This window comes from Pseudoalteromonas sp. MMG006 (assembly GCF_018101025.1).
In the GTDB taxonomy this organism is placed as follows: Bacteria; Pseudomonadota; Gammaproteobacteria; order Enterobacterales; family Alteromonadaceae; genus Pseudoalteromonas.
The window spans coordinates 74,069-92,540 of record NZ_JAGJEJ010000004.1; the positions used below are offsets into that span (position 1 = coordinate 74,069).

General features: G+C 39.8%; 20 protein-coding genes. 8 read left to right on the forward strand and 12 right to left on the reverse strand.

Annotated elements, in window-relative coordinates:
• Positions 1-6 precede the first annotated feature (6 nt).
• Both J8L73_RS06060 and J8L73_RS06065 read right to left on the reverse strand, forming a co-directional pair.
• Positions 7-558 (reverse strand): hypothetical protein, encoded by a 552-nt coding sequence (locus J8L73_RS06060; RefSeq protein WP_211015432.1) that lies wholly within the window; start codon positions 556-558, stop codon positions 7-9.
• On the reverse strand, positions 559-1,014 hold the full coding sequence (locus J8L73_RS06065; RefSeq protein ID WP_058405404.1) for a YaiI/YqxD family protein: 456 nt from the start codon (positions 1,012-1,014) through the stop codon (positions 559-561).
• A 120-nt stretch (positions 1,015-1,134) separates the two neighbouring features.
• Here J8L73_RS06065 and J8L73_RS06070 point away from each other — a divergent pair, with 120 nt between their 5' ends.
• Positions 1,135-1,656 carry a lipocalin family protein gene (locus J8L73_RS06070; protein ID WP_211015433.1) on the forward strand — a complete coding sequence of 174 codons (522 nt, stop codon included), beginning with the start codon at positions 1,135-1,137 and terminating at the stop codon, positions 1,654-1,656.
• Positions 1,657-1,871: 215 nt separating this feature from the next.
• Here J8L73_RS06070 and J8L73_RS06075 read toward each other — a convergent pair whose 3' ends face one another.
• The 3 genes from J8L73_RS06075 to J8L73_RS06085 are packed head-to-tail and all read right to left on the reverse strand — an operon-like array spanning position 1,872 to position 4,134.
• Positions 1,872-2,207: a DUF3325 domain-containing protein gene (locus J8L73_RS06075; protein WP_211015435.1), complete on the reverse strand. Its 336-nt coding sequence runs from the start codon at positions 2,205-2,207 to the stop codon at positions 1,872-1,874.
• Positions 2,208-2,209: 2 nt separating this feature from the next.
• Positions 2,210-3,799, reverse strand: a complete 1,590-nt coding sequence (locus tag J8L73_RS06080) for a PepSY-associated TM helix domain-containing protein (protein WP_211015437.1) — start codon at positions 3,797-3,799, stop codon at positions 2,210-2,212.
• Entirely contained in the window at positions 3,796-4,134 is a 339-nt protein-coding gene (locus J8L73_RS06085) for a hypothetical protein (RefSeq protein WP_211015439.1), read from the reverse strand. Before J8L73_RS06085 ends, J8L73_RS06080 begins: the two co-directional genes overlap by 4 nt.
• A gap of 224 nt (positions 4,135-4,358) precedes the next feature.
• Between J8L73_RS06085 and J8L73_RS06090 the strand changes: the two genes are divergently transcribed.
• The 3 genes from J8L73_RS06090 (at position 4,359) to J8L73_RS06100 (ending at position 6,577) form a co-directional block, all read left to right on the forward strand.
• Positions 4,359-4,715, forward strand: coding sequence for a VOC family protein (locus tag J8L73_RS06090; protein ID WP_211015441.1), 357 nt, complete (start codon positions 4,359-4,361; stop codon positions 4,713-4,715).
• 150 nt (positions 4,716-4,865) lie between these two features.
• Entirely contained in the window at positions 4,866-5,447 is a 582-nt protein-coding gene (locus J8L73_RS06095) for a uracil-DNA glycosylase family protein (RefSeq protein ID WP_211001085.1), read from the forward strand.
• Between the two features lie 263 nt (positions 5,448-5,710).
• A complete protein-coding gene (locus J8L73_RS06100; protein WP_211015443.1) occupies positions 5,711-6,577 on the forward strand; it encodes a bile acid:sodium symporter family protein in 867 nt (288 codons plus the stop codon).
• A gap of 49 nt (positions 6,578-6,626) precedes the next feature.
• On the opposite strand, the gene J8L73_RS06105 is transcribed toward J8L73_RS06100, so the two are convergent.
• The 5 genes from J8L73_RS06105 to J8L73_RS06125 form a co-directional block, all read right to left on the reverse strand.
• On the reverse strand, positions 6,627-7,676 hold the full coding sequence (locus tag J8L73_RS06105) for a DUF2955 domain-containing protein (protein ID WP_211015445.1): 1,050 nt from the start codon (positions 7,674-7,676) through the stop codon (positions 6,627-6,629).
• A 9-nt stretch (positions 7,677-7,685) separates the two neighbouring features.
• Entirely contained in the window at positions 7,686-8,750 is a 1,065-nt protein-coding gene (locus J8L73_RS06110; protein ID WP_211015447.1) for an HlyD family secretion protein, read from the reverse strand.
• An 8-nt stretch (positions 8,751-8,758) separates the two neighbouring features.
• Positions 8,759-9,226, reverse strand: a complete 468-nt coding sequence (locus J8L73_RS06115) for a MarR family transcriptional regulator (RefSeq protein ID WP_211015449.1) — start codon at positions 9,224-9,226, stop codon at positions 8,759-8,761.
• 107 nt (positions 9,227-9,333) lie between these two features.
• Positions 9,334-10,218, reverse strand: coding sequence for a fused MFS/spermidine synthase (locus J8L73_RS06120; protein ID WP_211001090.1), 885 nt, complete (start codon positions 10,216-10,218; stop codon positions 9,334-9,336).
• Positions 10,211-10,834, reverse strand: coding sequence for a fused MFS/spermidine synthase (locus J8L73_RS06125; protein WP_211015451.1), 624 nt, complete (start codon positions 10,832-10,834; stop codon positions 10,211-10,213). The genes J8L73_RS06120 and J8L73_RS06125 overlap by 8 nt, the downstream gene beginning before the upstream one ends.
• A gap of 160 nt (positions 10,835-10,994) precedes the next feature.
• Between J8L73_RS06125 and J8L73_RS06130 the strand changes: the two genes are divergently transcribed.
• On the forward strand, positions 10,995-13,076 hold the full coding sequence (locus tag J8L73_RS06130) for a TonB-dependent siderophore receptor (protein WP_211015453.1): 2,082 nt from the start codon (positions 10,995-10,997) through the stop codon (positions 13,074-13,076).
• Between the two features lie 77 nt (positions 13,077-13,153).
• Here the strand turns inward: J8L73_RS06130 and J8L73_RS06135 are convergent, their stop codons facing one another.
• On the reverse strand, positions 13,154-14,029 hold the full coding sequence (locus tag J8L73_RS06135) for a LysR family transcriptional regulator (RefSeq protein ID WP_211015455.1): 876 nt from the start codon (positions 14,027-14,029) through the stop codon (positions 13,154-13,156).
• Between the two features lie 106 nt (positions 14,030-14,135).
• On the opposite strand from J8L73_RS06135, the gene J8L73_RS19270 reads away from it, so the two are divergent.
• The 3 genes from J8L73_RS19270 to J8L73_RS06145 all read left to right on the forward strand — a co-directional run bounded on the left by J8L73_RS19270 (position 14,136) and on the right by J8L73_RS06145 (position 15,952).
• Positions 14,136-14,471, forward strand: coding sequence for a hypothetical protein (locus J8L73_RS19270; protein ID WP_247659584.1), 336 nt, complete (start codon positions 14,136-14,138; stop codon positions 14,469-14,471).
• A gap of 17 nt (positions 14,472-14,488) precedes the next feature.
• Positions 14,489-14,848, forward strand: a complete 360-nt coding sequence (locus J8L73_RS19275; protein ID WP_247659585.1) for a hypothetical protein — start codon at positions 14,489-14,491, stop codon at positions 14,846-14,848.
• 129 nt (positions 14,849-14,977) lie between these two features.
• Entirely contained in the window at positions 14,978-15,952 is a 975-nt protein-coding gene (locus J8L73_RS06145; protein ID WP_211015457.1) for a transposase, read from the forward strand.
• Between the two features lie 393 nt (positions 15,953-16,345).
• Here J8L73_RS06145 and J8L73_RS06150 read toward each other — a convergent pair whose 3' ends face one another.
• Positions 16,346-18,427 carry a TonB-dependent hemoglobin/transferrin/lactoferrin family receptor gene (locus J8L73_RS06150; RefSeq protein WP_211015459.1) on the reverse strand — a complete coding sequence of 694 codons (2,082 nt, stop codon included), beginning with the start codon at positions 18,425-18,427 and terminating at the stop codon, positions 16,346-16,348.
• Positions 18,428-18,472 lie beyond the last annotated feature (45 nt).

The window sequence follows — 18,472 nt, forward strand, 5'->3', positions numbered from 1 at the left end:
AGTTCCTTACGATCTGTTTTTAGTGTTTTTTAACTGTGCAACTAGTGCGCTTAAACGGGCTATTTTTATATTACTTAACTGTCTGTAATCAAAATACGGGCAAACAATAATGTGGTTCGTTGTATCAATTGCAAACTCGTCGTCTAGCCAATTAAATTGCGCATTAAGCTTACCTTGTTGAAGTAAGTTTTTAGCGTGCCTACGCCCAGCAATTATATGCAGCTGGTGTTTATTAGTACCGTTAATAATGGGCGCACTAAATAAAAGGGCTGTTTTACTGTTGTTTTGCAGTAAAAATTTATCGCGATACGCTTGCCAACTATCGGCTTGTTTTGCAAAGCTGTAATGTTCGCTCGGTAATGCAAACAACACTTTAGCGTATACGTTAAACACCTTACGCCAACCATTTCCACAGTGCTGGTTTATGGTATTTATTTGCTCGTTTATTACAGGCTCAATACTTTGCAGGGTTTCAAAGTAGGGCATAGGCGGTGCTTTTGCGACGTATACGGCTACGTTAAAATCATACTCACCTAAACCAACAACTTGTTCTGTCACTTACTTTGCCTTATTTTGCGCTAAAATGCGGTCAAGGTTATTTGCAAAATTTTGGCGGTCAGTTTGGCTAAGCGGTGGTGGCCCGCCACTCATTTCAACGCCGCTTGAGCGCATAGTATCCATAAAGTCGCGCACGTTTAACAACGAGCGAATATTTTCTGGCGTGTAAAGCTCGCCACGCGGGTTAAGTGCTTGGCCGCCGTTATCTATAACTTCGCTGGCAAGTGGAATGTCGCCCGTAATGACTAAGTCGCCTTTTTCTACACGCTTTACTATTTCATCATCGGCAACATCAAACCCACTAGAAACCTGTACGCGGCTAATAAATTTTGAAGGCGGAATGCGCATTGCATGGTTAGCCACTAAAATGGTTGGTGTTTGCGTGCGCTCTGCTGCTCTAAAAAGAATTTCTTTTATGACCACGGGGCACGCGTCGGCATCTACCCATATTTTCATGCTTTAATCTTTTAATTGCTCTAGTATTTAACTGATCCTATAGCAATTTATTTTAATCGGCTAGCAAACTTTATTTGCTTGCGGTCGTACAAACATCATCACTTTAAAAAAGGAGCTTTCATGAAATCGATTACGACTATTTTACTTATTACAGGGTTATTTTTACTCACTGCCTGCACAAGTGCACCTGAAGGTATTACCCCCGTTAAAAACTTTGACCTTGAGCAATACAAAGGTAAGTGGTACGAAATTGCTCGCCTAGATCACTCTTTTGAAGAAGGTATGGAGAAGGTAACAGCTACCTACACAGTAAACGATGACGGTACTGTAAAGGTACTTAACAAAGGCTATATCACTAAAGAGCAAAAGTGGAATGAAGCAGAGGGTTTAGCTAAATTTGTAGAAGGGACTGATACAGGCCATTTCAAAGTGTCGTTCTTTGGCCCATTTTATGGCGCTTACGTAATTTTTGAACTTGACCAGCCTGACTACCAGTATGCATTTATAACGAGCTACAACCGTGATTATTTATGGTTTTTATCGCGCACACCTACAGTTAGTGATGAACTTAAACAACATTTTACAACTAAAGCTAAAGAGCTTGGTTTCGCAACAGAGCAAATTATTTGGGTTAAGCAATAGCTGTGTAAAGCCCCTTTACAGCTGTAATAAAAGGATCATCTTACTGTAAAGTAAGTTAAATATGTTGAGGCTATATTAGCTGCACTTGCAACGAGACATGCAAGTGTTGGACATACTGAATATCCCCCTTGTTGTTGGCAAGCTTAATAGCTTGCCATTTTTTTTCTAAAAAATTTGAACCTAAAAATCACAGATCACGTTTTTACCAACTAACGCTATTTTAATGCTAAAAATAGCCCACTCACTGTGATTAATGCTGCATTTAAAACACTAAACAATTTCACATAGCCGGTTAGCAAATTATAAAAAGTTGTTATAATTAAAACACTTACACTCATAAACCCACAAAATAGCAAAGCTCCATAACTACCTTGAGTTACAACACAAATGACTAAGCTTAGTAAAATACTGATCCAAGCAATAATTAAAAGCTGTTTACGTTGCAATTCAGTAGGGCGTTTTTTAAAAACATCTTTAAAGTGATTAAATTTTGCCAACGCAAAACCATTAAAACCAAATAAACACAGGCTAAAAGTAAGTAATTCCATCATACTTATTCTCCTTTTTGATGGGTGCTTGGTTTTAAACTATCTGCTTTTACATTGTTTTTGGGAGTACGTAATTTTTCGGTTTGTACTAAAAACATTATACTAAAGAGTAAAAATAACGCATCGAACGTAAATAACGCCCACTGTTTATGGATTAAATAACTAACGATATTGCCGTTAGTCGTAAGCGCGTTTATTACAGGTACACTCAAACAGGCAAAAGCATTAATTGCAGCCATCACTCGCCACTGGAGTTTATCTCGCTTTAATAGAGCAATTACGCCTGCAGCTAACCAAGCTAAAAAGAACGCTGTTACTTCTTTTTCGCCGCGCTCAGCAAGCGTTGGGCTAAGCAGCCTATTGGCAATAAAAAATGCGCAAGAGGCAAGGGGTAAGCCCATAATAGTCGCAAGATTTAAACCTTCGACTAATTGTAAGCCAAACGATGCCTTACCTTTACTGCGCTCGCGTATACGTTTAGCCCACATAATGCAGCTAGTTGCTATCATCACACAGCCTGCAATCCCACCTAACACATACAACCAACGTAATAGCGCAGTGGCAAACCGCCCTGTATGCATCGAGTTAAGTAACTCGTAAAGCACCTTGCTATTGGTAAGATCATCTGCCGATTGATCAACCAGTTCGCCCGTGGCACCACTAAATAAAAGCCTTGGCATTTGATCGCGTAGCGACTTACCAGGGTCTACCATTACAGTAACCGTAGAGGCGGCCATATTAGGCTTGCTTACTCTAACACTGCGAATATCTGCATCTGGCCACTTAGTATAAACCTGATCCAAAATGGTATTAATAGGCAACATTGCTGCGCTACCTTGTGCTTTATTAGTCACATTATTACTAGGTGTTACATCGTTAAAAAAGCCACGCATACCATTATCGTAAGCTGTTAGCGCTGGGTAAGGGAACAGCATAAATATAAGTGTAATGATACCTGTGTAGGTAATCATTAAATGAAACGGCAAGGCAAGCACAGAGCTTAGGGTATGGGCATCTAGCCAGCTTCGCGACCCTTTATTGCGCCTAAAGTTAAACATATCTTTAAAAATACGTTTATGAATTACCACACCCGATATAATCGCAAGCAACATAAAAAAGCTGGCAAAACACACCACCCAGCGTCCTGTTATGGCATCTAAATAGTAGAGTTGGTAATGAAGCCGATAAAAAAAACTGCCCCCTTTAGTATCCACAAAAGGCGCTAGTTCTTGCATTGTATTTGGGTTTAATTGAGTATTTATAAACTTACTGCGACGCTGTCCTGCCTCTTTTGGCTCTGCATAGCCGTATACTAAATAAGGAATACGTTGCTCTGGTAATGTTATACGCCAGCTGTTTGAACCTGCACCATGGTGGCTTAAATAATCAAAGCCTTTAACAATTTGCATGCGCTGCGCGGCCACTCTGTCGGTTTGTGCTTGTACATTGTGAATGGCAGGCTGGTTCCACAGGTTTATTTCGTCTCTAAAAAAGCTAACTGTGCCTGCGAAAAAAATGACGTAAATGATCCAACATGTAAGTAAGCCTACCCACGTATGTAGACACGTCATCGACCTAAAAAAACTGTCTTTCATAGCCAACCCTTTAACACTGCAAGTATGCCAATAAACAGTCCTGTACTTAGTAAAATACTGATCCATACAGCCTTTAACGACTTAACCGAAAACGCATAAATAAACACAACAGCATAAATTAAAATACTGACCGACACGCTAAACAACACAGCATCTTGCTTGGCTATTGGTAGCACAACACTTAATAAAGCAATACCAGCAGAGGTAAAAGCATAGCCTCCTACAATGGCTATAAAAAAACGTAAAAATACTAATACCTTGTAACTACTAGCAATTTTAAAAAATGCTTCAAGATTAAAATTAGTAAAAGATGCACGATGCAACGGTGCCTGCATAGTTAACAAACCCTTTATTTAAACATGGAGGATAAATGAAGGCGCTATTATATAGGCTTCAAATACAAAAGATAGCTATTCTCATTTGTATGACTGAGTTAATTTAGATAAAAAATTATATAACTTAGTAAAATACTGATCTTGGCTATTTAGAGGCTGTTGATAAGCCATTAGCTAATGGTTTAAAGTGGCAATTAAAGCCAAGTATTAAAAGCAAACTAATAATGAGCAACCACGAAAAGCTAAATTATGTAGAGCTACCAGCATGCGATTTAAAAGCCACAAAAAGCTTTTTTACTAACGTATTTAGCTGGCAGTTTACCGACTACGGCCCAGAGTACACAGCGTTTAGCGGCCAAGGGCTTGACGGTGGCTTTTTTAATGCGCCGCTTAAATCGCTTACTCAAAATGGGGCTGCTCTGCTGGTGTTTTACAGTAACGATATTCACGCAACCTATAAAAAAGTAGTGCTGTTTGGTGGTGAAATAATAAAGCCTATTTTTGACTTTCCGGGCGGTTGCCGGTTTCACTTTACAGAACCTAGCGGTAACGAATTTGCAGTATGGTCGGAGAAACAGTAAGTATTATAAGGGCTGCAGCACTGTTTTACACAGAGATCACGATTTTACCAACTACTGGCCGTTTTAATTAAAATAAACCGATTTTTTACCAACTCACTGGGTGAAAATGGCCATTTAGGATAAATATTAAGCATTTAAGGCCAAATAAACATGAATACCAGCCAATTAATAGAGCAAGTTAGTAAATGCGTGATCTGCGAACCTCATTTACCTTTGGGCGCTCGCCCTGTAATACAATTTAACCCTAATGCTCGTATTTTAATTGCTGGCCAAGCACCTGGCATAAAAGTACACGAAACTGGAAAGCCCTTTAACGATGCTAGCGGCAAACGCCTACGAGAATGGCTGAGGCTAAGTGTTGATGAGTTTTATGATCCGCAAAAAATAGCTATTTTACCTATGGGCTTTTGCTACCCAGGTAAAGGAAAGTCGGGCGATTTACCACCTCGTAAAGAATGCGCTCCCGCATGGAGAGAGCAATTACTTAACGCTCTACCTAATTTAGAGCTTACTATAGTGCTTGGTAAATATGCGCAGGCGTATCATTTACCTCATACTAAAAATAGGCCTTTAACTGAGTTGGTAAAATCGTGGCGTGAGTATTGGCCACAACATTTAGTGTTACCGCACCCAAGCCCACGCAATAATATTTGGCTTAAAAAAAATCCGTGGTTTGAACAAACCGTATTGCCAGAATTAAGTGAGCGTGTGGCTAACATCTTAAATAAATAACAACGTTGTTAAAACGTAAAGGGGCTTTACAGCCATTGCCAATTACATAAACCTTACCACTGCTATGTAATACACACCTAATAACGTAAGCTAAAACAATAAAGCCGTGCAAACAAATGCGTTTACTGATAAAAGTTAAGCATAAAAGCCATAATTTAGTAAATAAAGATAAGTTAAACGCGTAGCAACAACTACGCAGCTAATCCTATACTCATTTAACGACTAAGTATTTTTGGCATTAAAAACAACAAAGGCCGGCTAATTTGAATGCATCATTTTTAACAGAAATCATACTCCCACTTGCCCTTGCACTTATAATGTTTGGAATGGGGCTTGGGCTTACACTTGGCGACTTTTCGCGACTTTTTAAAAAGCCCGTAGCAATTGCTTTGGGTTTGGTAGGGCAAATTATTGCTATGCCGCTACTGGCTTTAGGTTTATGTTATTTACTTAACTTACCCACGCCAATTGCAATAGGGTTAATGATTTTAGCCGCTTGCCCAGGTGGCACTATGTCAAACGTAGTGAGCCAGCTCGCAAAGGCTAATTTAGCGCTTTCGGTAAGTTTAACTGCAGCTTCAACCGCCATTAGTATTATTACCACACCATTTATTATTGGCTTTGCCATGCACCAATTTGCCCCGCAAATTGATGCCAGTTTTTCTATATTAACCACATCTCTTGGGCTATTTGTAATTACCTTAGTACCGGTAGCAATAGGTATAGGCCTGCGCCATTTTAAAAGCGAGTTTGCTATTAAAAGCGAGCCGTTTTTTAGGCGTTTTTCATTATTTTTTATGCTTGCAATGATAGCCGCGCTTGTAATAAAAGAGCGCGCACTACTCGTAAACTCGTTTAACGATGTATTTTGGGCGTGTATAGCACTTAATATTGGCTCAATGGTTATTGGCTTGCTTATAGCAAAACTTTCAAACCTTAACCTTACCGATTCGCTTACACTGGGTATTGAGGTAGGGATACAAAACGCATCGCTGGCTATTTTAATTGCTATAAGCTTTTTAAATAAGCCCGAATACGCAGTAACAGGGGGCGTATATGGTCTAGCCATGTTTGTGGGGCCGCTGTTATTAATTGCAGGATTAAAGCTTAAAAATAAGCGCATATCTTAAATTAAAAGGCTGCAACTGCAGCCTTTTTTTATGTTTATTAATTAATGTGCTAATCAAAAGTATGATGGCGAGTAACGCTAAAGCGATTAAGTATATGGTGCATTATGTACACTGCACACAAACTTAAAATTATAGCCACCGATACCGAGCTAAATCTATACAATGCGCTGTAAACTAGGTCTTGCCCAGGGCCTAAGTAGTTACCAAACAAAATACCAAAGGTTGTTAGTACGCCAAAACCAATACCTGGTATACCGCCGCCTAAAATATGAAAACGCGCAAATATAAACGACAATATCCATAAAGTGATGATTGGAAAAAGTAAAAAGTCTGAGTGACTATACAAAAGCAATTGCGATAAAAGCGCAGCATTACAGCCAATAAGCGTACCTATAGCACGTTGCCATGCAGCCATTCCTGCGGCTTTCCAGCACAATGAAAACAAAATGAGTACAGACGCAGCTTGCGCCGATATAGAGTCTTGTAAATCAAGCACCTGAAAAACCACAAAAGAAAGCGTAGCCACACTTGCACAAAGCAGCACTTCATGACGAATACTTTCTTTTGCTTTGCTAGGCATTGCTCGCCCAGGCCGAGCCGTTACGTCAGGAAATAGGCCATGCATTATTGCAGCAATAATTACGGTTAAAAAAATAGCTAAACCATTACTTAAAATAAGCGGGTAAATGCTAGTACCTTGATCAACATAACTTGAAAAGTGCAGCTGAATAGACAAGCTCACCACACCTAAAGCACCAAATAAAAAGGCGCTTCCACAGCTCATTTGATAAAACAAAATACAAAAAACCGCAAACACTAACAAGGTCATTACTACAGGTAAGTGAGAAAACAGCCCTTGCATAATAAGTACTATAAATGCACTAAACGCAGCCGAGGCAAAAAATTGTGTAATAACAGCGCGGCTAAGTGTAGGTACCATGCCTAATAACAACATTGGGTAAACGGTAAAAAATATACCGTTTGGCCAATTCATTAATTTACTAATTGTAAAACCAATGGTGCACCCGCCAGCAATACGCAATGCTTGGCGCAGGCCATTGGAGTCTAATTGTGGGCCTTGGCTAACAACTTTGCTCATAAGGCCTCCTTAATAAATATAATGTAGCCAGCTAATAAGCCTTATTTGTATTGAACCAAACCATTGCCCTATGCTCGACTGCGGTAATAATTGCACTGTTGCACGAGAACCACTGGGCATATTAGCGATTAAATCTTGATGATCTGTAAGCTTTAAATGAATACGTTGACGCTGTGCATCACGTACCCAGCGATTACTGGTTTCGGTGGTGCTTAATAAGCCATTGGCACTTAGCTGTCCGCTACTTACACCCGCTTCAAACGTATCAAGTATTGCCTCGTAAACTTCACCAGGGCGGCTATCAAATACCACCAGTGCCTTAGCACCTGGTTTCATATTTGAAAGTGACTTTTCTCTAAAGTCGGCAACTAAATCAGCTTTTTTAGCAACAATAGCTAATAAAGGTTGCCCAGCTAAAGCGTAAGCGCCATCGAGCAGCTGCAAATTAGCAACGGTGCCATCACTTAAAGCACGCACCTGTGTGTACGATAAATTAAGCTCAGCTTGCGCTAATTGGTTAGCGCCATGTCGCATGGCTAAGTTTTGTGAGCCACTTTCACCACGAGCTAACATAGCTTCAGCTAATTGTGCTTCAAGCGCTGCAACATTTGACTTACTCGCTTGAAAATTTGCACGAATGCTTTCAAGCTCTTGCTCCGATATAGACTTTTGCTTAAACAGCTTTTCGCCACGGCTTTTGAGTAACGCTTGTTCGTGTTGTTTAGCTTTTGCTGCACTTATTTGTGCTTCTAGTGCTTTTACATTGGTGTCTAAACGCTTATTTTGTAGCTTTGCGTCGTCCAGTGCTAACTGGGCTTGTTCTTTAGCTAAAATATATGGATCTTGGTCGAGGCTAAATAATACATCGCCCGCTTTAACCGTTTGGTTATTACTCACTTCTACACTAGTAACGCGGCCACTAATTTGTGGAGATATTTGCACAACAGGATGATAAACACGCGCTTGAGGCGTAACAGGTAAAACCATATCTGCCACTAAATAATAGATAAATACGAAAATAAACCCTATGAGAGAAAACCTCACATAGCGTGCAAATTTTTGATCGGGAGTCATTTTTAACCTTACTTATTAACTTCAATACATTTGAGCGCGTTTTGTTCCATTTTGAGTAAACACAATGCCATGGCATCTAGCTCCTCAGTAGATAAATCGCTGTATAACAGTTTTTTTATGTCGCTAACTGTCTCCAACAAAGAATGCAAAATAGTGCCGCCTTGCTCTGTGAAGTAAATTTTTTTACTGCGCTTATCGTGCTCATCTATTTTGCGGGTGATTAAAAGCTGATCTTCTAATTGTTTTAAAGTACGAGTGAGAGAGGGCATTTCTATGCCTAAGCTGTTAGCAAGCTCAAGTTGAGTTAACCCTTCGCCGCGCATATCTATGTGCATTAAGACTGTCCAACGTGATTGCGTAAGTCCTAAAGGCTCAACGGCTAGGGTAACGGCTTCGCGGCATAGCCGATGAACACGGCCCATATTGCCGATAATGGTTAAATCGAGTGTTTCGTGAAAAGGAGTTTGAGTAGTCATAACCACATTAATTTAGTTAGCATGCTAAGTATTTTAACATTAGTTAGCGTGCTAAGTAAATATAGAGGTATGCCGCAAAAAAGCCCCTTATTGGGGCTTAATAAACATTAAAAGTTAAGGAGGTTAGCTGGAGAGTATTGGTCGGTCAGTATTTTGGTGTTAGCTGGCCAGTCTTGGTTGTTTTTGGTGCTTTGCATATAGGTGCTTATTGCTTTTATATCTACATCGTATTTTTTTAAACGTGGTCCAAGAGCGCTAATACGCTCGTTAAGTTGCGCCTGCGTTGGCATAGTTTTAATGCCCGCTAAAATAATACGGTTACTGCGATTAGGGCGGCTTACGTTAATAAAGTCACCAAATACGCTGTGGTATGTTGCCGACTCGTGCTCGTATAACTTGCTGCTCGAAAACGTATTAGCTGCAATAACACCGCCATCGGCCAATACGCTTTGTACTTCTTCAAAAAATTCTTTAGTAAGCAAATGCTCAGGAATGTAGTCGCCGTTGAATGCATCCAGAATGATCCAGTCGTACTTTTGCTTTTTAATAGCCGCGCGTTTTATAAATATACGCCCATCTTGCACGCTTGATGTAACGTTGTCGGTTTCTATAAAGTTAAAGTAATCGCGGGCTACTTTTAAAACGGCTGGGTCTATTTCAACATTATGAATTTTAGCGGCAGGGTAAAGCTCATGAATAACATTAGAAAGCGTGCCGCCACCTAAGCCTATAACCAGTACGTTTTTAGGATTTTGTGTTACTAAAAGGCTGGCAAACGTAAGCTTGGTATAATTAAAAACGAGTTTGTCAGGGTCATTTTTATACATACAACTTTGGCTTGTTTGGCTGCTTTTGGTGTTAAATTTTAGGCAGCGTAGGTCACGAGTTTCATCAACAATAATATTGCGATATAAAGAGCGCTCCTCATGAATGACCTCGCCCGTTGCTACAGCCGAAAATACACTTAAAGCCAAAAGTAAATATTTAAGCATGAGCCAACTCCTTATTACCTGCCAAGCTATTAATAACAATTGCAAGTACGCCAAGTAACCCAAGCGTAGAAGCAAATGCGCTAATTATGGTGTTTACGTCGAACGCCAGTACAAAGTAAAACGAGGTAATAATAGTACCAAGCGCACTACCAAGCGTGCTTACAAAATATAAAATACCCGCAACTTGGCCGCTTTTTTCGCTGTCGGTTACTAATAAACGAACAGAATAAGGTGAGATCATGCCTAAAATTATGGTGGGAATAAAAAACAAAGCCGTAGAGGCTAGCAAAGAGCCATAGCGACTATCTTCAATATGGGTAAAAATAAACTCCATTATAGGCTGTGAAAACAGTGTGATAGGCACCACCATTATACTCGCAACTAAAAATATTAAGCCGTATTTAGTAAGCGATGCATTTTTTGTACTGAGCTTACCGCCGAGCAAATAACCAAAAGAAAGGCTAAGCATAAATACGGTAATTATACTGCCCCAAATATGTACGCTACTGCCAAAATAGGGCGCTAAAATACGCCCACCTAAAAGCTCAATACCCATAATGCAAAAACCACTGCAGAAGGCTAAAAAGTAAATTAATGCGTTTGTTTTTATGCTCATATAATTTTCGTTAAGTAACCTAAATAGAACACCATACTAACGTGATGTATACAAAGCTGCTAATGCAATTTTTAAATTCAAAAAAGTCTTTTTGTTATAAAGTAACACATGCTAAACTTATCGTTATAATATCACATTTGTTTATTCTCTATTATCAATCATGAAGTACTCTTTAATTTACTTAGCCTGTTTAGGCATTAGTGCGCAAACACTTGCACAAGAGCAAACCGACGAAATTGAAAAAATATCGGTTACTTATAAACAAGCATACCGTGGCGACATTCCTCAAAAACAAATGCCGCAGTCTATTGTAAGTGTTAGCAGCGCCGCGCTTGATCAAAAAGGCATTACCGAATTACAAGACGCGCTTGATTTTTCGGCGAGTATTTCGCGAAAAAATAACAGTGGCGCATTATGGGATAGCTTTTCTATTCGTGGCCTTTCGGGTAACGAAAACATGCCATCGGGCTATTTAATTAATGGCTTTAGCGGTGGGCGTGGTTTTAGCGGCCCGCGCGATGTATCAAACATTGAATATATAGAAGTATTAAAAGGCCCAGGCTCAGCACTTTATGGGCGCTCGGAGCCCGGTGGTACTGTAAATATTGTGACCAAAAAGCCACAGTTTGAGCCCCAAGGTGAGCTAAAATTAAGCCTAGGCAGCGACAGCTTTAACCGTGTTGAAGGTGATTACACAAACGGCATTAACGACACCACCGCGTTTAGAATAAATGGCGCGTGGCAAGATAGCGACAGCTACCGCGATGAGGTGTACACCAATAAAAAGGTGATTACGCCGTCTATTTATCATCAAATAAACGCATCGACCAGTGTAACGTATGAGTTTGAATACGTAGATTTAGCCCAGTTATTTGACCGTGGTGTAGTAGTACTTGATAACGATTTTGACACTGTACCAAGCTCACGTTATTTAGGTAACCCAAACGATGGCGACACGCAGGTTTATTCGCGTGGTCATCAAATTACGTTAAATCATGATATTAACGATGAATGGTCGTTAGTTGTAGGTGCAAACTACCGTAGCTCTACGTTAACGGGGTTTTCGTCGGATGCTGAACTTTCACCATCGCGCCAATCTTTATTTGACGATGGTCGCACGCTTACCCGACAGCAGCGCTATCGCGACTACGAAGTAGAAGACACAAGCGTTAAGTTTGAAGTTAGCGGAAGTTTAGATACAGCAGGCATTACGCATCACTTATTAATAGGCGCAGATGCCTATAAATACGATTTACGTACAGCGCTTTCACGCTACCGTGGCGGTAATGGTACATATACTGTTGATATTTTTGAGCCAAATTACGATGTTGAGCGCCCAGAAGTAAGCCTGCTTTACGAAAACGACGAAGAGCAAAACGCGTACGGTATTTATGTTCAAGACCAAATGGATATTACCGATAAATTTAAGCTATTAGTTGGCTTAAGGTTTGACAGCGTTGACCAAGACATTTTAGAAACCAACAGCGGCGTGTTTTCAACAAGCTCTGAGAGTCAAATAAGCCCGCGTGTTGGTTTAGTGTACGAGCTAAATAACACATTAACCTTTTACAGCAGTTACTCAGAAGGCTTTTTACCACTGAGCGGTACTGATGCAAGCGGCGACCCATTTGGTTTTGAATACAGCGATTCGTTTGAAGTTGGCGCTAAGTTTGAATACTTAGGCGTAAACGGTACTGTGGCATTTTTTGATGCGTCTAAAAGTAATATGTTAGTGGCAGACCCTGTAAACGTTGGTTTTTCAGCGCCTATTGGTAAAGCCGATAGTAAAGGTTTTGAGCTTGATTTAAACACCTATATTACTGATGCAACCGCGTTTAACTTATCGTACGCCTATATAGATGCCACCACCGCAAACGATATTATTAATGCCGATTGGGGCGTGCCAATTGAAAAAGGCAGCCCGCTTGTAAATGTACCAAAAAACAACCTAAACCTTACGCTTAGCCACCAAACGGCGTTAATGGGCAAAGAGCTTGAATTTGGTGCAAGTTACCAATACATCAGCAGCCGTTTAGGTGATGCCGCCGATTTAAGTTTTAGGCTACCAAGCTATCAGCTAGTAGGCGTGTTTGGACAAGTTAATTTAACCGAGCAAACCGAACTTAATATCAGTGTTAATAACATTTTTGATGAAAATTACGCAGAAAGTAGCTACAACGCTTTATGGGTTTACCCAGGTGCGCCAACTCAATTTAAAATGTCGTTAGCTTATAATTTTTAATAGCTAGCAACTTAAAGTTTTCATCCTAAAGCGTCTTAGTGTAGTGGTTAAGGCGCTTTATTTTTTTTAGTCCTTTTTTATAAAGAATGCATAAGTTTATTAAGCCAACCATCGGCCTTTGATGGTTTGTATATCATTACAATGCTTTCACTGTAGTGACTGTTAACCCCCTTTACAGTTAATTTTGTAAGCCCTAAATCGTCAATCACAAAATTAGGTAAATATGCTAACGCCAAGCCACTTTGCAAAACCTCTATTAATGCACTGTAGTCGCTACATCTAAATACAATATTGCGCGGGGCCATGTGATCTTGCCATCCGTCTGAGCCTACACCTTGCTCTAAGCCGCATAACGGCGAAAACAAAGGGCATGCAAAAGCCGCCTTCAGTAATTGGTTTTTATTGAGCGTTAATGCACCTTTTTGAACTAGCTGATGCGCAGCGGCCGCAGCCACACTAAATCCAGTATTAAACACATCAACCGCCACTAAATTAGCGTGTGAGCTATTATTTAGTGCCTCGCGAGTTACTAGTGCAATATGCGCCGAGCCAGACGCAACTTGGCTTATGGCTTCACCTTCAAACACATTATTAATACGCACCGAGCAGGGCAGGTTACTAAGAGGTGTAAGCAGCTTTTTAAGGCCACTTTTAAGCAAAATGGCAGGGCCTGCAATAACCGCATTAAATTTATGATTATCACTTTTAAAACGGCTAATAAGCTGCTGGTAATTATGAACTAAATCGCTACTGTGCTTAACAAACTCTTTGCCTTTATCATTAAGCACTAAGGTTTTACCCACACGGTTAAACAGCTCTGTGGCTAAGTTTGCCTCAACCTTTTTTAGCATTTTAGACAGCGCTCCTGGGGTAACATTAAAATGCTTAGCGGTTGTATGCAGATTTTGCGAACCCGCCATATGAATTACTTTTTCAATGTCATCTATGTGCATGCGCCAAGCCGTATTGATTAAAAGGAAACAACAAGTTACTTATTATCGATTATTTATACATAAAAACCAGCTTATAGTAGCGCTATATTTATTTTTGAGAATTAACATGAAATACATACTGCTACTTTTTATTTCATTAACGAGCACAGCACTTGCAAACACACATCAACACAATACGCACAACACAGACAAAACCCACAGTTACGTGGGATTTCATGGTATGGCACTTATATTAGCGGGCGATAAAGTACTAGCTAGCCACATGCCGTTATACGCCCCATCACACGACTACCAAATAGTGTATGAAGTAACAACAGATGAAATAACTAATGATGACACCCATCTTGAAAGTGCCTCTCCACTTGAAACTATCAAAAAAATTTTAAAAAAGCAGCAAACGAGCAAGAACAGATCACTATTTTACCAACTAAATTTGATTTGAACTTATTAATAAATAAGATGACACCCACGTTAAAAACTACTGTGTTTAATGGCCATTTTGAGCGCGGTGGAAACGCACTGTTTTCAACAAAACTAACTTTCAAAAATCCGTTATATGTAAAAAAGCTCGCTATAACTAAACCCAAAAAAGCAGAGTTTGATTTAATAAAGGTTTCAGCAACGCAAGGCTTGGTAATTCATAAAATACAAAGCAAGCCAAGCTTTGACTCGTTAAGCCTAATACCTCTGAGTAATGGTAAATATAACGAAGAGTTAAAGTGTGATACTGCGATAAATACTGCACTTAAGAGTAAGCTAAAGGCTTGTTTTAAAAATGCACCGAGTTATTTAGAAACCCGAGACTTTACAGTTTTATAAAGTGTAACTTTTTTAGTAAGTTTAAGATGATGAAGATTTAAAATTTTACAGTGACACCCACCGTTATTTTTGTACTTTAGTTATTTAGCAACTAAGATTTATTTAGCTCAATAAACAAACAGGTGCTACATGGCTATTGCAAGAAAACGCCAAATAAGTTTGGCCGATACAAAATATTATCACTGTATTTCACGCTGTGTACGCCATGCTTACTTATGCGGTGAGGATTTATTAACAGGCAAATCTTACGAACACAGAAGGGGCTGGGTAGAGCAAAAGCTATTTAGTCTCGCTAAAATATTTTGTATTGATATATGTGCTTACGCAGTTATGAGCAACCATACGCATATTGTACTTTATGTTGATGATAAAAAAGCAAATAGGTTAAATGACAAAGCTATAGTGCTGCGCTGGCATAAGCTATGTAAAAGCACACTACTTACGCAAAAGTTTTTACAAGGTGAGGATCTTAGCAATACTGAACGATACTTTTTAAGCCAAACTATTATTCAATACAGAGAAAGGTTATCTAGCATTAGCTGGTTTATGCGCGTTTTAAACGAACATATTGCCCGAAAAGCTAACAAAGAAGATAAATGCACTGGACGGTTTTGGGAAGGTCGTTTTAAATCACAAGCTCTTCTTGATGAAGCAGCCCTTGCAGCTTGTATGGCTTACGTTGATTTAAACCCAATTAGAGCAAAAGTAGCTAATACTCCTGAAGACTCTAACTTTACCAGTGTGCAAAAGCGAATTAAGAGTGCAGAAAATGCAAAGCAGCCCAAACAACTTTTAAAGTTTGCAGGTAAGCCCCGTAAATTTATGCCCAAAGGTTTACCGTTCGAGCTTAAATATTACCTTCAATTAGTCGAACTTACAGGGCGTATTATTCGCGATGATAAACCAGGCTTTATTGAAAACACTCAGCTCCCTTTGTTAGAAAGAGTAAACATATCGCCAGAAAATTGGTTAAAACTCACTACTGACTTTACACACGTATTTCACGGCGCCGTAGGTAAACCACAATCACATGTAAGTTACTGCGAGCATTTAAATAAAAAACGACGAGTAAATTTTAGTAATTGTAAGAAGCTACTAGCCTAAAAACCTCCTTAATAGTTTTAAAACTGCCTAGCTGCAGGTTTAAGCATGCCCTTAATTTAGCTAACCACATACCTAACAGCACATTTTTAAAATAACCGCCGTAAATGCCTCTAAATAAGCCATTAGCTTATGAGTTTTTAAAATTAGCTAGTTGATTAAGCCGAATTTTTTAAAAAATTAAGATGGGTGTCATTTTAAATTTAAATTATGCCGATAACCCAATCAATACCTTGAAAAGTTGGGATGGGTGTCAACAAGATAAACATTTAAAATCGGGCAGCTAATTAAATCGATTTTAAAAATTAAAATGGGTGTCATCTTAAAATAAGCAACAAGCGCTGCAGCTTCATGCAGCATACAGCGGTTGTTGTCATTTAATGCGTTAAACGCTAATTAAAACTCATAGCTTATTTTGGCTGAAAAGTTACGCCCAGGTTGGGTATATTGGCTAAAATCAGCGCCTTGTGATTGCCCTGCAATTAGCTCAAAAGGTACATATTCTTTATCAAGCAAGTTAAGTACACCTACATTTAGCTGCCATGCTTGCCACTCGTAATTTGCGTATAAATCAACAATGCCATAGCCATGCCCTTGTGTGGTTTTATCGCCGTTTGCATCAAGCACCACATCCGATTGCGATTTAGCTAAACGCCATGCAGCGGTCCAGTTAATATTACCGAGTTCTGTACTTAGCAATACTGAGCCGTTTAATGGGCTAATGCTGGTAAGTGGCTGATCGGTTTCTTTGTTTTCACCATCAACATAGGCCACGTTTGCCTCTAGTAGTATATTTTCAGCAACATACATGGCAATTCCGGCTTCTACGCCACTTATTTGGGTTTCGCTAATGTTTTGATATTGGTACAGCGTTTTGTTTACACCAGGAATAAACGTTGGCTCAACACCCACTACAGCCGTTTCTATAAAGTCATCGTAGGCTGCATAAAAAGCACTTAAATTTACGCTAATATCGCTGCTTGCGTATCTAAGCCCAAGCTCAAACGAATCACTGCTTTCAGGGTCTAAATCGGCGTTTGGTAATATTTGATAAAACGGCTCTACACCGTGGCTTTGATAGGCTTGGTCGTGTGGTGGTATTTTAAAGCCTCGTACGTATTGCCCGTACCACGATAAGTTATCATCTACTTGATAAATAACACCTAGCTTAGGCGAAAAGGCAGATTCGGTAATATCATCAAGCTGCGCATCGGCATATAGCTCATCACTTTTAGCCTCTAGGGTGTAGTAATCATATCGCACACCTGCAATAACCGACCACGCGCTATTATTAAACGACATACTGTCTTGTACATAAGCGCCAATTAAAGAGGTATCAGCCCCTGGGAATGCTTTTTGTTTTTGGTCTGTAAAGTCAACGGTGCCATCGGCTAAAATACGTGTTTTAAAACGTGGGCGAGTGGTGTCGTATAAGTCGATATCAACCCCGTATACCACTTCGTGATCGGTGGTTTCTCCTTTAAGTCCTTTATTAAATACCGCTTTTAAACCTAAAATATTTTGCTCAAAACGGTAGTCGTTATAATCGGTGTAGGTGCTTGCACCACTAATTTGATCGCTTTGCTGCTCGTAACTGCTATAAGACACTTGCCCGTACCATTTATCAAACGCAGCAGTTGCTACTTCTGAATGGTAATCGAGCGCCAACGACCAGTTAGTGTCGTCTTCTTCTGTTTCTTGAACGGCAGGAGTAATAACTTGCTCAGTAGTTTGATTAAAGTAATCGAGGGTGTATTTAAGTGTGCGCTTTTCATCAAGCCGTTGCTCAAATTTAACTAATAAAGCGTCTGATTTCGCATCATAACCGGGTAGATTTTCGTCATAATTTTGTACTTCTTCGCTGTCGCGGTGGCTATACACAGCGCTTACTGCAAAATCGCCTAAGTCTTTTGCAGCGGTAATATCGGCAGCAATTTGGTTGTTTTGACCTTGATACCCCAGTGCCATTTTTACAAAGCTGCTGTTATCTTTTAAATAATCACTAGGGTCTTTAGTGGTTATAACCACAATGCCGCCGAGTGCGTCAGAGCCATATAAAGATGACGCAGCGCCTTTGGCGACTTCTACTTGTTTTACACCTGCTACATCAAAATAATTGCGGCCAACTAAATAACCCCCTCCACCTGCGTAGCCATCGTTAGTGCGTCGGCCATCTTTTATAAATACAACACGGTTACCACCAACACCACGTACAGTAAGTGTTTGCGCGCCTGCCCCACTGCCTGTGGTTGCAATGCTTGAATCGTATTTAAACATAGTTTGTAAATCAACTGCTAGCTGGCGCTCTATGTCTTGCTCAGTAATAACCGTCACTGAGCCTGTTACATCTTTAAGCTTTTGTTCAAAGCGCGAGCCACTCACAACAATATGATCGTCAATTATGTTTTCGGCAAATGCAGTGCCAGAGCTAAGTAATAAGGTTGCGATAGCAGTAAATTTAAATGCAGAGGGATTCATTTTAACTCCAAATGATAATAGTTGTTATTTATGGCGGGGATGTTA

What these genes read in the sequence shown, in the direction of transcription:
- J8L73_RS06130 (WP_211015453.1), top strand. Translation starts at nt 10,995, where the DNA reads ATGAAGTACTCTTTAATTTACTTAGCCTGTTTAGGCATTAGTGCGCAA.
- J8L73_RS06115 (WP_211015449.1), bottom strand. Translation starts at nt 9,226, where the DNA reads ATGACTACTCAAACTCCTTTTCACGAAACACTCGATTTAACCATTATC.
- J8L73_RS19270 (WP_247659584.1), top strand. Translation starts at nt 14,136, where the DNA reads ATGAAATACATACTGCTACTTTTTATTTCATTAACGAGCACAGCACTT.
- J8L73_RS06105 (WP_211015445.1), bottom strand. Translation starts at nt 7,676, where the DNA reads ATGAGCAAAGTTGTTAGCCAAGGCCCACAATTAGACTCCAATGGCCTG.
- J8L73_RS06075 (WP_211015435.1), bottom strand. Translation starts at nt 2,207, where the DNA reads ATGATGGAATTACTTACTTTTAGCCTGTGTTTATTTGGTTTTAATGGT.
- J8L73_RS06065 (WP_058405404.1), bottom strand. Translation starts at nt 1,014, where the DNA reads ATGAAAATATGGGTAGATGCCGACGCGTGCCCCGTGGTCATAAAAGAA.
- J8L73_RS06095 (WP_211001085.1), top strand. Translation starts at nt 4,866, where the DNA reads ATGAATACCAGCCAATTAATAGAGCAAGTTAGTAAATGCGTGATCTGC.
- J8L73_RS06110 (WP_211015447.1), bottom strand. Translation starts at nt 8,750, where the DNA reads ATGACTCCCGATCAAAAATTTGCACGCTATGTGAGGTTTTCTCTCATA.
- J8L73_RS06125 (WP_211015451.1), bottom strand. Translation starts at nt 10,834, where the DNA reads ATGAGCATAAAAACAAACGCATTAATTTACTTTTTAGCCTTCTGCAGT.
- J8L73_RS06145 (WP_211015457.1), top strand. Translation starts at nt 14,978, where the DNA reads ATGGCTATTGCAAGAAAACGCCAAATAAGTTTGGCCGATACAAAATAT.
- J8L73_RS06080 (WP_211015437.1), bottom strand. Translation starts at nt 3,799, where the DNA reads ATGAAAGACAGTTTTTTTAGGTCGATGACGTGTCTACATACGTGGGTA.
- J8L73_RS06070 (WP_211015433.1), top strand. Translation starts at nt 1,135, where the DNA reads ATGAAATCGATTACGACTATTTTACTTATTACAGGGTTATTTTTACTC.
- J8L73_RS06150 (WP_211015459.1), bottom strand. Translation starts at nt 18,427, where the DNA reads ATGAATCCCTCTGCATTTAAATTTACTGCTATCGCAACCTTATTACTT.
- J8L73_RS06090 (WP_211015441.1), top strand. Translation starts at nt 4,359, where the DNA reads ATGAGCAACCACGAAAAGCTAAATTATGTAGAGCTACCAGCATGCGAT.
- J8L73_RS06135 (WP_211015455.1), bottom strand. Translation starts at nt 14,029, where the DNA reads ATGCACATAGATGACATTGAAAAAGTAATTCATATGGCGGGTTCGCAA.
- J8L73_RS06120 (WP_211001090.1), bottom strand. Translation starts at nt 10,218, where the DNA reads ATGCTTAAATATTTACTTTTGGCTTTAAGTGTATTTTCGGCTGTAGCA.
- J8L73_RS19275 (WP_247659585.1), top strand. Translation starts at nt 14,489, where the DNA reads ATGACACCCACGTTAAAAACTACTGTGTTTAATGGCCATTTTGAGCGC.
- J8L73_RS06085 (WP_211015439.1), bottom strand. Translation starts at nt 4,134, where the DNA reads ATGCAGGCACCGTTGCATCGTGCATCTTTTACTAATTTTAATCTTGAA.